Source organism: Hyalangium versicolor (assembly GCF_020103695.1).
Classification (GTDB): domain Bacteria; phylum Myxococcota; class Myxococcia; order Myxococcales; family Myxococcaceae; genus Hyalangium; species Hyalangium versicolor.
Window position 1 is genome coordinate 39,720 of sequence record NZ_JAHXBF010000033.1, and the last position, 13,164, is coordinate 52,883.

The following is a 13,164-nucleotide window of genomic DNA, read 5'->3' on the forward strand; positions in this document are numbered from 1 at the left end:
CGACGTGAACCCCGGAGGCAAAGCCCTGTCGGAGTTCGTCGCCGAGGCGACGGAGATCCTCGACACCCTGAACAAGGACCTGCTCACGCTCGACGAGCGCCGGGGGCAGGAAGTCGATCCCGATCTCATCAACGGCATCTTCCGCGCCGCCCACTCGCTCAAGGGGCTGTCGGGGCTGTTCGGCCAGGACCGCATCGCCCGGCTGGCGCATGGCATGGAGGACCTGCTGGATCGGCTGCGGCTGGGCAAGCTGGTGCTCGACGACACCGTGCTGGATGGACTGGTCGAGTCCCTCGATGTCCTGCAGGCGCTGCTCGTGGATGCCTCGCGCGGGGAGGCCTCCTCCGCGCAGTCCGCTCGGGTGGAGGGGCTCATCGAGCGCTTCATCCACCTGGGCGAGCCCTCGGCTCCGGGCGAGGAGGATCCGCTCGACCGGTTGGAGCTGGAGGCCCAGGTCCGCGCCGTCTTCACCGAGTACGAGGAGCACCGGCTCCGCGAGAACGTCCGCAAGGGCGTGGCGCTGTGGCGCGTGCGCGCCGACTTCGATCTGTCCGACTTCGACAAGGGGCTCGCCGAGCTCAACTCCCGGCTCAAGCCCATCGGCGAGATCATCAGCACGCTGCCCTCGGCGCAGCCCAGCAGCGCCAGCGGCATCGCGTTCGATCTCATCTTCGGCGCGAAGGTGCCGGGCTCGGAGCTCACCACGGCCCTCGAGGGAACTCCCGCGCAGCTCTCGCCGCTCCCGGTTCGCCCTCCGGCCCGGGGGAAGATGGCTCCTGCTCCGCTCGCACGGCCTGCCGCGCCTCCCCCTGCACCGCCTCCGCCTGCGCCACCGCCTGCCGAGCCTCCTCTGGCGGCCGCTTCCGTGCCTGCCACTCCCGAGCCGCGTCCTTCCACTTCGAAGCGCTCCGCCTCGAAGAAGGGCAAGGCGTCCCGGTCGGCTTCTTCGGGGGCAGGGGAGGTGTCCGTCATCATCGAGACGCCTCCACCCATCCCGCGAGCCCAGGCGGTGTCCGAGGCAGCGCCCGAGCCACCTGCCGCCGAGACGGGCTCCAAGGGGCCTCGGGTGGACTTCGACACCTCGCTGCGCTCGCTGACGCAGACGGTGCGCGTGGACATCCGCAGGCTGGACGGGCTGATGAACACGGTGGGCGAGCTGCTGCTCATCAAGGCCAACCTCCAGCGGATGACGGATGCTGCCCGGCAGGAGGGCACGCTGGTCATCTCCAAGGCCTGGGTGGCGGAGCTGTCGCGCGAGACTCGGCAACTGGAGCGCAAGCTGGACGCGCTCCAGAACGGGCTGCTCGAGGCGCGCATGGTCCCCGTGGGCCAGGTCTTCGACAAGCTGGCGCGGCTGATTCGCCGCATCGCCCGCGAGGCCGGCAAGGAGATCGACTTCATCAGCACCGGCGGCGAGGTGGAGCTGGACAAGCTCATCGTCGAGGAGCTGAGCGACCCGTTGATGCACATCATCCGCAACGCCCTCGATCACGGCGTGGAGGCCCCCGAGGCCCGGGTGGCGGTGGGCAAGTCTCGAAGGGCCACCGTGTCCCTGCGCGCCGAGCAGAAGGGCAACCACGTCGTCATCGAGGTGAGCGACGACGGGGCGGGCATCGACGAGCACCGCGTCCGCGAAGTCGCCGTGCAGAAGGGCCTCATCACCGAGTCCCAGGCCGGGGAGATGAGCCGCCGCGAGCTGCTCAACCTCATCTTCCTGCCGGGCTTCTCCACCGCCCGGAACGTCTCCGAGCTGTCAGGCCGGGGCGTGGGGCTGGACGTGGTGAAGAACAACATCAGCAACCTGTCCGGCCTCATCGACGTGTGGAGCGAGCGCGGGCGGGGCACTGCCTTCCAGCTCACACTCCCGCTGACGCTGGCCATCATCCGGGCGCTGGTGGTGGGAGTGAGCGGGCGGACGTATGCGGTCCCCCTCAACAGTGTGCTGGAGATCCTCTCCGTCCAGCCCAAGGACATCCGCACCGTGGAGCGGCGCGAGGTGCTGGACCTGCGCGGGCAGACGTTGCCCTTCACCCGGCTTGCCCGGCTGTTCGGCTTGCCCGAGCGCAACACCGGCCGCCACTTCGTCGTCGTGGTGGGCCTGGCCCAGGAGCGCATGGGCATCGCCGTGGACGAACTCTTCGGCCAGCAGGACATCGTCACCAAGCCCCTGGGAGGGCGGCTCCAGTCGGTCCGGGGCATCTCCGGGGCCACGGACCTGGGAAACCGGAGGACCGTGTTGGTTCTGGATGTCGCGGAATTGCTCGAAGAAGGTATCGGTCCCGAGCGTCGCTGGGCATGACGACAGGGGGGGCCGGGCTGCTAAACTCGGGGAGCCTTGTCCCGCTTCTCCGAACTGCTCGACGACTTCTTCTACCGGCCAGACGAGGACGTCGGGGGCCTCCTGGACTTCGCCGCGGGCAGCGACGAGATGTTGTCGCCGACGCCCGAGGAGACCCCCGAGGAGTACCTGGCCTTCGTCCTGGAGGGCGAGTGGTACGCCGTTCCCATCCGCTCCGTCCGGGAGATCGGCCGCGTGCCGCCCCTGACCGAGATTCCTCGCGCGGAGGCCAACCTGCTGGGCGTGATGAACCTGCGTGGGGATGTCATCCCCGTGTATGACCTCAAGATGCGGCTGCGGTTGACCGACTCGCCCGCGCAGGTGGCCGGCCCGGATGCTCCGCCGCCTCCTCGCCTGGCGCGCATCCTCGTGGCGCATACAGAGGAGGGGCCGGCGGGCGTGTGGGTGGATGCGGTGAAGGACGTGGTGCGTCTCAAGCCCTCCATGCTCGAGTCCGCACCGCCGGGGCTCGGCGGCGAGCGAGACTGCGTGGTGGGCATCGGCCGGCGCAACTCGCAGCTCTACATTCTTCTCGATCTCCAGCAGGCGCTCGCATGAGAGAGCCCTCGCCCCTGCTGCCGCGCCGACCTCGCGTCGAGGAGTCGGCGCCCAAGGATCCCATCGTTCAGCTGTGCTGTTTCACCGTGGGCAAGGAGGAGTACGTCGTCGACATCATGCGAGTAGAGGAGATCCTGCCTCCCCAGCGCGTCATCCCCGTGCCGCGCGCGCCCTCCTTCGTGGAGGGCATGCTGCACCTGCGAGGGGCCTTGCTGCCCGTGGTGGACCTGCGCCAGCGGTTGATGACCACGGAGGCCCCGCCGTCTCCGAAGACGCGGTTGCTGGTGTGCCTGCTGGGCCGCCGGAGGTTGGCGCTGCGCGTGGACCGCGTCACCGAGGTGATGCGCGTGCGCCGCAGTGATCTCAAGCCCGCGCCCGCGCTGCTGTCCCCTGGCCGCACGCCCTTCGTCGTGGGGGTGTGCGGCACGATGGAGCGCCCGCGCCTGATGCTGGACCTCAAGGCACTGCTGCGCGCGGAAGTGGAGCGCGAGGCGAAGCGGACGGGAGGGGCAGCGTGACTCAGCCCTCCGCTCCCCATGAGGAGGAGCGCTACCAGGCCATCCTGGCGCTGGAGCCGTCGGCCCCGGGGACGCTCGATGCGCTCATCGTCGGGCTCCACGACGAGAGCTGGCGCGTGCGCCGCGCCGCGATCGAGAACCTGCGCCGTCTGCCGACCCTGAGCGAGGTGGCTCATCGGCTCGTCTCCGTGTTGGGCGAGCGTGGCGAGACCGGCGCTCGCAATGCCGCGGCCGAGGCGCTGGTGGGGCTCGGGGATGTCTCCGTGGGCCCGCTCATCAAGCTGCTGCGCCACTCGGATCCGGATCAGCGGAAGTTCGCCGCGGACATCCTCGGGCAGCTCGGTCGGCGCAGCGCCGAGGGAGCACTCATCGATGCGCTGATGGACGTAGACCTCAACGTTCGCGTCTCCACGGTGGAGGCGCTGGCGCACGTGGGCTCTGACACGGCGGCCCGGGCCCTGGAGTCCCTGCTGAAGGAGGACGAGTCCTTTCTTCGGCTGGCCGTGCTCGAGACGCTCGCGCAGCTCCAGTGGCCGCCTCCACTTCCGGTGGTGGTGCCGCTGCTGGCAGATCCGACCCTGCGCCGCAGCGCCTACCGGGTGATGGGGCTCATTCCCCAACTGGCCGCTACGGAGCTCATCAGCCGCGGGCTCGGCTCGGAGGTACGGTCCATTCGCGAGGCCGCGCTCGGGGCGCTCGGGACCCAGGCCAGCGTGGCGGATGGGATGCTGCGCTCGGAGATCGATTCCCAGGCCCGTGCCGCGCTCAAGCGCGTGCCGGATGCCGTGGCGTTCGTGGCCCAGGCCTTCGAGGCTGATGACATGCCCGTGCGCGCCGGGGCGCTGGTGGCCGCCGGGGCGCTGCGGGAGCCCTCGCTCGCCATCGCGGTGGCGGAGGCGGCTCGGGAGGACCGGCTGTTGCGCGAGGTCATCCGCACGCTGTCCCGGTTGGGCTCCGAGGCGGGGCGGGAGCTGCTCGGGCGCATGGCGGAGCTGTCTCTGCCGGCCCGTGCCGCCGCGGCCCAGGCCATGCTGGAGATGGTGGATCCGTCCTATGTGCCCGCCTTGAGCGCCCTGCTCGAGTGGGCCGAGGACGATCTGCGCGCCGTGGCCGTGAAGGCGCTGGGGCGCACGCAGTCTCCGGACGCGGTGGCTCCGTTGGTGGCGATGCTCGAGGAGCCCTCCGTGGCGGGGGCGGCGGTGCGGGCGCTCGGGGTGCTTTCCGGAGGCTGCCGCGAAGCCGTGCTCAAGGCGCTGGAGGAGGTGGTGGAGCGCCATCCCTCTCCGGCCGCGGTGGCGGCGTTCGCGCACGCGGGAGGCACGGCCGCGCTGCCCACGTTCCGGAAGCTGGCGCGCGCCGCGGATCCATTCCTGCGCGCGGCGGCGCTGGATGCCGCGATGGATGTGGATCCCGCGGTGGGGTTGGAGCTGGCGCGCGGAGCGCTGGCCGATGAGGCCGCTCCGGTACGCGCGGCGGGCGCACGGGCGATCGGCCGGGTGGGAGATGCGTCGGCGGGCGCGTTGCTGAAGCGAGCGCTCCAGGACGAGGACATCGCCGTGCAGCTCGCGGCGGTGGATGCGCTGGGCGAGTGTGGCGCGGCGGATCGGGCGCCGGACCTCGAGACGTTGGTGAGCCATCCGGACGGTGCGCTGGCGGGCCGGGCTGTGCGAGCCCTGGCGCGGTTGGGTACGCTCCGTCCCCAGGTGCTCCAGGAGGCCTCGCGCCACGCGGACGCGGAAGTCGTGAAGGCCGCGCTCCAGGCCGGAGCGGTATCGTCCGAGGGCGTGGCGCTGGCGGTGGAGCTGCTGCGCCACCCGGGTTGGGATGTGCGCGCCACGGCGGCGCGCGTATTGGGAGATTCAGGAGGGCGGGAGAGCCTGGAGGCGGTGAGAGCCGCGCTCGGGGTCGAACAGGATGCACTCGCTCGGCGGGCGCTCTCGGATGCAGTCGAGCGCCTCTCGAGGCGTTGAGGGATGTGGGGGGAGCTCAGGTGGCACCACGCTTCGAAGACGAGGGCCGGCCGGAGATGAGCGCGGAGGAGTTCCGGCTCCTGCGCGATCATGTCTACTCCCATTGCGGGATCCTCGTGCGCGAGGACATGAAGTTCGTCATGGAGCGGCGGCTGTGGCCTCGGCTGGATGCGCTGGGGCTGCGAGACTTCGGTGGCTACTACCGCTTCCTTCGCTACGACTCGCAGCGCCGCGCGGAGCTGGAGGCCGCCGTCGAGGCGCTCACCACGCACGAGACGTACTTCTTCCGCGAGCCGAGTCAGCTCAAGGCCTTCACCGACGAGGTCCTCCCCGCGCTTCAGCAGCGCAACGCTCCGGGCCGGAGGCTGCGGATCTGGTCCGCGGGGTGCTCCACGGGAGAAGAGGCGTACACCATCGCGATGCTCCTGCATCAGAGCCGCCGCTTCGAGAACTGGGACGTGGAGGTCTACGGCACGGACATCTCCCGCCGGGTGCTCGTCACGGCGCGGCGGGCGGAGTACGGCCCCTCGGCCCTCCGGGCGACTCCGCCGGAGAATGTGTCTCGCTTCTTCGTTCCGATTGGGAACAACAAGGTCCGGGTGAAGGACGAGGTCCGTGCCTGGGTGTCCTTCGGGCAGCTCAACCTGCTGGACACGGAGGCGTGCCAGCTCGTATCGCAGATGGACGCCATCTTCTGCCGCAACGTGATGATCTACTTCGACCTTCCCGCGCGCCGGCGGGTGCTGCAGACCTTCCACGAGCGGCTCGTGCCCGGCGGCTACCTGATGCTGGGGCACTCGGAGAACCTGCTCAACCTGGGCGCGGACTTCGAGCTGGTGCACCTGCGCGGCGATCTGGCGTACCGCAAGCCCGAATCCCAACCGAGGGGGCTGCGATGACCGCTCGGCCTCCCACCACCGTGCTCGTCATCGATGACTCGGCGCACAACCGCCGGACGCTCAAGCACCTGCTGGAGTCCGAGCCGGATGTGCAGGTGCTGGACTGGGCCGCCGACGGCGAGGAGGGACTGCGCAAGGTGGTGGATCTGCGCCCGGATGTGGTGACGGTGGACCTGGAGATGCCCCGCATGGGCGGGTACACCTTCCTGCGGCTGCTGCGGAGCGCGGCGCCCACGCCGGCCATCGTCATCTCCAGCCACTCGCACACGGCGGACGTCTTCAAGGCGCTGGAGCTGGGCGCGTTCGACTTCATCGCCCGGCCGGCGAAGACCACTCCGGCGGCGCTCGAGAGCCTGCGCGTGGAATTGTTGGAGAAGGTGCGCGCGGCGCGGCTCGTGCGCAGGGGAGGGGCACGGCGAGGACCCGCCGCCCCGCGAGCGACTCCCGAGTGGGAGCCCCAGGAGGAGATCCCCTTCATCATCGCGGTGGCCGCCTCCACGGGTGGGCCGCCAGCGGTGCAACGGCTGCTGGAGGCCCTGGCCGCCGAGCCCACACCGTGCGTGCTCGTCTGCCAGCACATGCCCTCGCAGTTCACCCGAGCCTTCGCGGAGCGGCTGGATCGCATCGGGCCCTTCCATGTGTCCGAGGCGAAGGAGGGCGACCGGCTCGCCGCGGGCCACGTCTACATCGCGCCCGGCGGACGCCACATGCAGCTCATCGAGCGAGACGGGCGGCTGGTGCTGAGGACGCCCGAGACGACGTCGAAGGACCGGTACGTGCCCTCGGCGGATCAGCTCTTCGAGAGCGTGGCGAAGACGCTGAAGGACAAGGCCCTGGCGGTGGTGCTCACGGGCATGGGCTCGGACGGAGCGGCCGGGGCGCGCGTGGTGCACGAGGCGGGTGGGGAGATCTGGGCCGAGTCCGAGGAGACCGCCGTCGTCTTCGGCATGCCGCAGGAGGCGATTTCTACCGGGGTGGTGAAGAGGGTGTTGCCGCTGGGAGAGATTGGCCCGGCGCTGGTGGCCCTGGCGCGGCGCCGCCGGTGACGGTGGGAAAGGGAAGGTTTTTTGGAAGGGGATGCTATCTTCCCGCCCATGACGCAGATCCGGGCGCTGGTGGTGGACGACTCCCAGGCCATGCGACGCAGCATCATGTACGCACTGCAGCGGCTCGGAGGAGTCGTCTGCGTGGAGGCCGGAGATGGGGCCGATGGCCTCAAGAAGTTCACCCAGGGGCAGTTCGACCTGGTGCTCACCGACATCAACATGCCGCTGATGGATGGCCTCAAGCTCATCAGCCACATCCGGCAGGCGCCGGAGCACCGCGACATCCCCATCGTGGTCATCACCACCGAGGGGGCGGCGGCGGATCGCGATCGCGCCATGGCGCTCGGGGCGAGCGCGTACCTCGTCAAGCCCGTGCAGGCCAAGGTGGTGCTCGAGACGGTGAAGGGGCTGCTCAACCTGCACTGATCCGGAGCCTGGGTGTCCTCATCCGACGTGACATTTGACGGGGGCTCGGGCCTGCCTCCGGCGCCCGCTGCGCCCGTGCTGGCGGCGGTGGGGCTGGAGAAGGCCTATGGCTCGCTGAAGGCCGTGCAGGGGCTCACCTTCAAGGTGTCGCCCGGCGAGGTGTTGGGGCTGGTGGGGCCCAACGGCGCGGGGAAGACGTCCACGCTGCGCTGCCTCGCGGGGATCCTGCCTGTGACGTCCGGGCGGGTGCTCGTGGCGGGGTATGACATGGCGGAGGAGCCGGTGCCGGCCAAGCAGGCGCTGGCGTTCCTGCCGGACGAGCCGCGGCTCTTCGAGTACCTCACCGTCTGGGAGCACCTGAACTTCGTCGCCCGTCTCTATGGAGTGGAGGGTTGGGAGGAGAAGGGGCGCGCGCTGCTCGCCGAGATGGAATTGGTGGGCAAGGAGAAGGCGCTGCCGGGAGAGCTGTCGCGGGGCATGAAGCAGAAGCTGTCCATCGCGTGCGGCTTCCTGCACGACCCGAAGCTCATCCTGCTGGACGAGCCTCTCACGGGGTTGGATCCCATCGGCATCCGGAGGATGAAGGCGTCGCTGAAGCGGCGGGCGGAGCAGGGGGCGGCGCTGGTGCTCTCGTCGCACCTGCTGCCGCTGGTGGAGGAGCTGTGCCACCGCATCCTCGTCATCGCCGGAGGGCGCGCGGTGGCGCTGGGGACGCTGGAGGAGATCCGCTCGCGGATGAAGGGGATGGATGCGGAGAACGCCTCTCTGGAGGAGCTCTTCGTGCGCATCACCAGCGCGGGGGGAGGGGAGCGGTCGGAGCCTCCCGGGACATGAGCTTCCCGAGCGCGGTGTCGTTCCTGTGGTGGGCTTCGCTGCGCAACCGCGTGCGCAAGCAGTTGGAGCGCTTGCGTCAGCCCAAGTACCTGGCGGGCTTGGTGGTGGGTGGGGCCTATCTGTACGCGGTGGTCCTGCGGCGGCTGAGCTTCCAGCGCTCGTCCGAGGATCTCCCGGCGGGGGCTCGGGTGCTGATCGAGCTGGGGCTGGCCGGCATGCTGCTGATGTCGCTGGCCTCGGCGTGGGCGCTGGGACAGGACAGGCCGGCGCTCACGTTCACGGAGACGGAGGTTCAGCAGCTCTTCTCCGCGCCCGTCAGCCGGCGCTCGCTGCTGAACTACAAGCTGGCGCGAGGGCTCTTCGGGGCGGCGATGTCCGCCTTGTTCAGCGCCGTCTTCGTGTTCCGGACGATCAGCCCGAATCCGGTGCTGTTCTTCCTGGGCGCGACGGTGGTGTTCGGCACGGTGAACCTGCACTTCATCGCGGCCTCGTTCGTGCGCACGCGGCTGGTGCGGCTGGGGTGGCTGGGGACGGTGCTGCGGTGGGCGGTGCTCCTGGGGGTGGTGGCGGCGTTCGGCGTGGCGGTCTACTCGGCGTTCCAGGCGCATCCCTTCCCGGGTGGAGAGGTGGGTCGGCGCGGCGTGGAGCAGTGGATCGGTGAGCTGTTGGAGCGGCCCGAGCTGAGCGTGGCGCTGTGGCCCGCGCGAGCGCTGGTGGCGCTGCCGATGGCGGATGGAATGGGGGCCTTCCTCCGGGCCCTGCCGCTCGCGCTGGGGATGTTGGCGCTCCACTACCTCTGGGTCTCGGTGCTGGTGGTTCCCTTCGAGGAGGTGGTCGTCGCCCGGGCAGAGACGCTGGCCCGGCAGCGCGGGCAGCGCCTGGCGCGGGTGGGGCACATCGTGATGCGCAAGCCCTTCTTCCGCCTCGCCTCACAGGGGCGGCCGGAGGTGGCGCTGCTGTGGAAGAACCTCGTCGCGGCGCGGAGGATGGGGGGCACGGAATTGGTGTTCGCGATGGCCCTGCTCGGGCTGGCCTTCCCCGTGGGGACGGCCATGTTCGCGCCCGAGTCTCTCGCCATGTCGCGTCAGGTGATGGCGATCGTCTACGCGTCGTTCGCGGGGATGCTCACGGTGTTCGGGCCGGTGTCACTGCGCTCGGATTTGCGCATGGACCTGCCCAAGTTGGACATGCTGCGAGCCATGCCGTTGACGGGGCGGCAGGTGGTGATGGCCGAGGTGTTCGCTCCCGGGTTGCTTCTGGTGGTCATCCAGGTGGGGCTGCTCGTGCTGGCCATGGGGATGGCAGTAGGCGCACCCGGGTCGCTGGGAGCCGAGTTCTGGGTGGCCTGCGGGCTGGGCCTCATTCCGCTGCTGCCCGCACTGGGGCTCGGAGGCCTCTTCGTCCAGAACGCTGCGGTGGTGCTCTTTCCGGCGTGGCTGCCCGCGGACGGGGAGCGGGCACGAGGCATCGAGGCCCTGGGGCAGCGGCTGCTGACGCTGGCCGGAGCGCTGGTCGTGGTGATCGGAGGGTTGATTCCCGCGGGGATCGTCGCCGCACTGGTGGGCTTCACCCTGTACGGACTGATCGACGTGTGGGCCATCCCGATCGCCGGGCTCACGGCCGCGGCGGGCGTGGCCATCGAGGTGGCGCTGGGGATGATGGCCCTGGGCAGCGCCTTTGATCGCATGGACGTATCGAGCGAGGGGCCAGGGGCTCCGTAGCCTGGGCCCGCATGCACGGTGGGGTTGACACGGGGCCTTCGTGCGTTGATATTCAACCTAAAGGTTGAATGATGCCTACCCCGACAACAGAGGTCCAGCTCGATCACACCCTGGCGGCGCTGGCGGACCCCACGAGGCGCGCCATCCTGCAGCGGCTTGCCCGAGGAGAGGCCCGGGTGACGGAGCTCGCCGAGCCGTTCGCGATCTCCCTCAACGCGGTCTCGAAGCACATCCGCATGCTCGAACGGGCGCGACTCGTGCGCCGTCGCAAGGCGGGCCGTGAGCACTTCCTGTCGTTCAACCCCGAGCCGCTCGATCGGGCTGCCGCCTGGATCGAGGAGCAGCGTGCCTTCTGGAATCAGCAGTTGGATGCCCTCGACTCGCTGCTGCGGGAAGAGGACCGGGAAGCCTCCAAGAACCCCACGAAGAAAGGACGATCATCATGAGCTCAGGACAGTCCGTCACCCTCCGAGTCACCCGCCGTTTCGAGGCCTCCGCCGAGCGTGTGTTCGACGCATGGCTCGATCCCAAGAGGGCGGGCAAGTGGCTGTTCGCCACGCCCACGGGGCAGATGGTGCGTGTAGAGATCGATGCGCGCGTGGGAGGTTCCTTCTGCATCGTGGACCGGCGAGACGGCCAGGACATCGAGCACGTCGGGAAGTACCTGGAGATCGATCGGCCCCGCCGCCTTGTCTTCACCTTCGGTGTGCCGAAGTTCTCGGCCGACTCCACTCGAGTCAGCATCGACATCGTGTCGAAGGGGGCGGGCTGTGAACTCACCCTGACTCACGAGGGCGTGCTCCCCGACTACGCGAGCCGCACCGAGGAGGGCTGGGGCAAGATCCTCGACAAGCTCACCGAGGTGAACTTCCGCCCGGAAGCGGCCGCCGCCTTGTGAGCGGGCCGGTCCTCTGGGGCTCCCTGTCGGGCGAGCTGATTCCAAACCTGTCCGACAAGCATACAGGTTGGCGGCGGTCTCGCCCGACAGGCTGCGGCGCAGGTCAGCGACACCAGCGGCGCAGCAGTTCGAGGAGCTGGTCGGTGTCCGCGGGCTTGGGCAGGTAGTCGCTGGCGCCGGCCGCGAGGCACTTGTCGCGGTCTTCCGGCAGCGCCTGGGCGGTGAGGGCGATGATGGGCAGGGTGGCGAAGCGCGGATCCTGGCGGATGGCGCGCATGGCCGCGTACCCATCCATCTCAGGCATCACCATGTCCATGATGACGGCGTCCACCCTGTGATGGTTGAGGAGGGCCTCCAGGCCCACCTTGCCATTCTCCGCATACAGCGCGCGCAGTCCTCGAGCCTCCAGGGCACTGGTGAGCGCGAAGGCGTTGCGGATGTCGTCATCCACGATGAGCACCTGTAGCCCGGCGAGGCTCCGGCTCGGATCGGGCGAGGGCTTCGAGGGAGGCGGGAGTGACGGCAGGTCCACGACGGGCCGGGCTTCGCCAGCCGGAGTGCTGTCTTCCGTGTGGAGGTAGCGCTCGGGCAGGTACAGGGTGAAGGTGCTGCCCTGACCCGGCTGGCTGTCCACATGAAGCTCGCCGCACAGCAGGCGCGTCATCGCGAGGCTGATGGAGAGTCCCAGCCCCGTGCCGCCGTACTCGCGGCTGGTGGTGCTGTCCGCCTGCTGGAAGGCCTCGAAGATGAGCTTCTGCTTGTCCGGCGGAATGCCGATGCCGCTGTCTTTCACGCTGAAAGCCATGACGCGCTCGGAGCGGTTGAGCACCTCGCTGTCGAAGCGTTTGTGCTGGCCCTCCACCGGAGTGATGCGCAGCTCCACCCGGCCGCTGCCGGTGAACTTGAAGGCGTTGGAGAGCAGGTTCTTGAGCACCTGCTGGAGCCGCTGCGGATCCGTGTGGATGCTGGCGGGAAGCCCCGCGTCCAGGCTCACCGAGAAGCCCAGGCCCTTCTGCTCGGCCACGGGCGCGAAGCTGCGCTCGACGAAGGCCTTCACGTCCGCGAGCGGCACGTCGTCGGGCGCGATCCGCATCTTGCCGGCCTCCACCTTGGACAGGTCGAGGATCTCGTTGACGAGGTTGAGCAGATCCGTGCCCGAGGTGTGGATGGTCTTCGCGTACTCCACCTCGCGAGGGCCGAGGCGGTGCTCCTTGTTCTCCGAGAGCACCTTGGCGAGGATCAACAGGCTGTTGAGCGGCGTGCGCAGCTCGTGGCTCATGTTGGCGAGGAACTCGCTCTTGTGCCGGGATGCCAGCGCCAACTGCTCGGTGGCATTCACATTGGCGGAGAGCTCCTTCCAGATGCCCGACATTCCGTGGGGCTCCGCCACGCTGCCCAGCATTCCCTCTGTCCCCACCTCCCGGGAGACGCGGTTCACCTCCTCGCCGAACTCGGAGAGACGGTCCACCATCGTGTTGATGATCGTCTTCAGCACGAGCGACTCGCCACGGACATCCAGGGCGAGCTTGTGGCCGACCTCTCCGTGGGCCACGGCGGTGGCCACCCGGGTCATGTCGCGCACGTACGTGGTGAGGCTGTCGGCCAGGAGGTTCACGCTGTCGGTGAGCGTCTTCCAGACGCCGGAGGCGCTCGGAAGGTGGATCTGCCCCCCCAGCCGTCCTTCCGTGCCCACCTCGTGCGCCACGCGCATCACCTCCGCGGCGACCGTGGCCTGGATCGTGACGCCCGCATTGAAGGCCTGCGCGAGCTGATCCAGGAGCGGATGGGTGCCCTGCACGGGGAGGCGGTGGGTGAGGTCGCCCCGGTTGGCGGCCTCCATGGCGGCGAGCAGTGCGCGCAGTTGCGCCTCCTGGCTCGGGGGCGGCGACGGCTCGTTCATCGTTGGATCCACGCCGGGAGTGTGGCGCAGGTGTCCGCTCCAGACGAGCCGGCCCG

The 13,164-nt window shown here is 69.6% G+C and carries 12 protein-coding genes; 11 read left to right on the forward strand and 1 reads right to left on the reverse strand.

Features of this window, described 5'->3' with window-relative positions; all coding sequences use genetic code 11:
- Positions 1-4: 4 nt before the first annotated feature.
- The 11 genes from KY501_RS44910 (at position 5) to KY501_RS44960 (ending at position 11,208) form a co-directional block, all read left to right on the forward strand.
- Positions 5-2,299, forward strand: a complete 2,295-nt coding sequence (locus tag KY501_RS44910) for a chemotaxis protein CheA (protein ID WP_224370806.1) — start codon at positions 5-7, stop codon at positions 2,297-2,299.
- Between the two features lie 36 nt (positions 2,300-2,335).
- Positions 2,336-2,896 carry a chemotaxis protein CheW gene (locus tag KY501_RS44915; protein WP_224370809.1) on the forward strand — a complete coding sequence of 187 codons (561 nt, stop codon included), beginning with the start codon at positions 2,336-2,338 and terminating at the stop codon, positions 2,894-2,896.
- On the forward strand, positions 2,893-3,414 hold the full coding sequence (locus KY501_RS44920; RefSeq protein WP_224370811.1) for a chemotaxis protein CheW: 522 nt from the start codon (positions 2,893-2,895) through the stop codon (positions 3,412-3,414). The genes KY501_RS44915 and KY501_RS44920 overlap by 4 nt, the downstream gene beginning before the upstream one ends.
- The gene (locus KY501_RS44925; RefSeq protein WP_224370813.1) at positions 3,411-5,384 is read left to right on the forward strand and encodes a HEAT repeat domain-containing protein; all 1,974 of its coding nucleotides are present in this window, start codon (positions 3,411-3,413) and stop codon (positions 5,382-5,384) included. Before KY501_RS44920 ends, KY501_RS44925 begins: the two co-directional genes overlap by 4 nt.
- Before the next feature lie 56 nt (positions 5,385-5,440).
- Positions 5,441-6,283, forward strand: a complete 843-nt coding sequence (locus KY501_RS44930; protein WP_224370920.1) for a CheR family methyltransferase — start codon at positions 5,441-5,443, stop codon at positions 6,281-6,283.
- Positions 6,280-7,329 carry a chemotaxis-specific protein-glutamate methyltransferase CheB gene (gene cheB, locus KY501_RS44935; RefSeq protein ID WP_224370815.1) on the forward strand — a complete coding sequence of 350 codons (1,050 nt, stop codon included), beginning with the start codon at positions 6,280-6,282 and terminating at the stop codon, positions 7,327-7,329. Before KY501_RS44930 ends, cheB begins: the two co-directional genes overlap by 4 nt.
- Positions 7,330-7,377: 48 nt before the next feature.
- On the forward strand, positions 7,378-7,755 hold the full coding sequence (locus tag KY501_RS44940; RefSeq protein ID WP_224370817.1) for a response regulator: 378 nt from the start codon (positions 7,378-7,380) through the stop codon (positions 7,753-7,755).
- A 51-nt stretch (positions 7,756-7,806) separates the two neighbouring features.
- On the forward strand, positions 7,807-8,589 hold the full coding sequence (locus tag KY501_RS44945; protein ID WP_224370922.1) for an ABC transporter ATP-binding protein: 783 nt from the start codon (positions 7,807-7,809) through the stop codon (positions 8,587-8,589).
- Positions 8,586-10,310, forward strand: a complete 1,725-nt coding sequence (locus KY501_RS44950; protein ID WP_224370819.1) for a putative ABC exporter domain-containing protein — start codon at positions 8,586-8,588, stop codon at positions 10,308-10,310. The genes KY501_RS44945 and KY501_RS44950 overlap by 4 nt, the downstream gene beginning before the upstream one ends.
- A 68-nt stretch (positions 10,311-10,378) precedes the next feature.
- Positions 10,379-10,756 (forward strand): ArsR/SmtB family transcription factor, encoded by a 378-nt coding sequence (locus tag KY501_RS44955; RefSeq protein ID WP_224370821.1) that lies wholly within the window; start codon positions 10,379-10,381, stop codon positions 10,754-10,756.
- Positions 10,753-11,208 carry an SRPBCC family protein gene (locus tag KY501_RS44960; protein ID WP_224370823.1) on the forward strand — a complete coding sequence of 152 codons (456 nt, stop codon included), beginning with the start codon at positions 10,753-10,755 and terminating at the stop codon, positions 11,206-11,208. The genes KY501_RS44955 and KY501_RS44960 overlap by 4 nt, the downstream gene beginning before the upstream one ends.
- 103 nt (positions 11,209-11,311) lie before the next feature.
- On the opposite strand, the gene KY501_RS44965 is transcribed toward KY501_RS44960, so the two are convergent.
- Complete coding sequence (locus KY501_RS44965; RefSeq protein ID WP_224370825.1) at positions 11,312-13,108, reverse strand: ATP-binding protein; 1,797 nt, start codon at positions 13,106-13,108, stop codon at positions 11,312-11,314.
- Between the last annotated feature and the right edge of the window lie 56 nt (positions 13,109-13,164).

Coding starts and splice junctions, on each gene's coding strand:
- KY501_RS44950 (WP_224370819.1), top strand. CDS start 8,586: ATGAGCTTCCCGAGCGCGGTGTCGTTCCTGTGGTGGGCTTCGCTGCGC.
- cheB (WP_224370815.1), top strand. CDS start 6,280: ATGACCGCTCGGCCTCCCACCACCGTGCTCGTCATCGATGACTCGGCG.
- KY501_RS44960 (WP_224370823.1), top strand. CDS start 10,753: ATGAGCTCAGGACAGTCCGTCACCCTCCGAGTCACCCGCCGTTTCGAG.
- KY501_RS44930 (WP_224370920.1), top strand. CDS start 5,441: ATGAGCGCGGAGGAGTTCCGGCTCCTGCGCGATCATGTCTACTCCCAT.
- KY501_RS44955 (WP_224370821.1), top strand. CDS start 10,379: ATGATGCCTACCCCGACAACAGAGGTCCAGCTCGATCACACCCTGGCG.
- KY501_RS44920 (WP_224370811.1), top strand. CDS start 2,893: ATGAGAGAGCCCTCGCCCCTGCTGCCGCGCCGACCTCGCGTCGAGGAG.
- KY501_RS44940 (WP_224370817.1), top strand. CDS start 7,378: ATGACGCAGATCCGGGCGCTGGTGGTGGACGACTCCCAGGCCATGCGA.
- KY501_RS44965 (WP_224370825.1), bottom strand. CDS start 13,108: ATGAACGAGCCGTCGCCGCCCCCGAGCCAGGAGGCGCAACTGCGCGCA.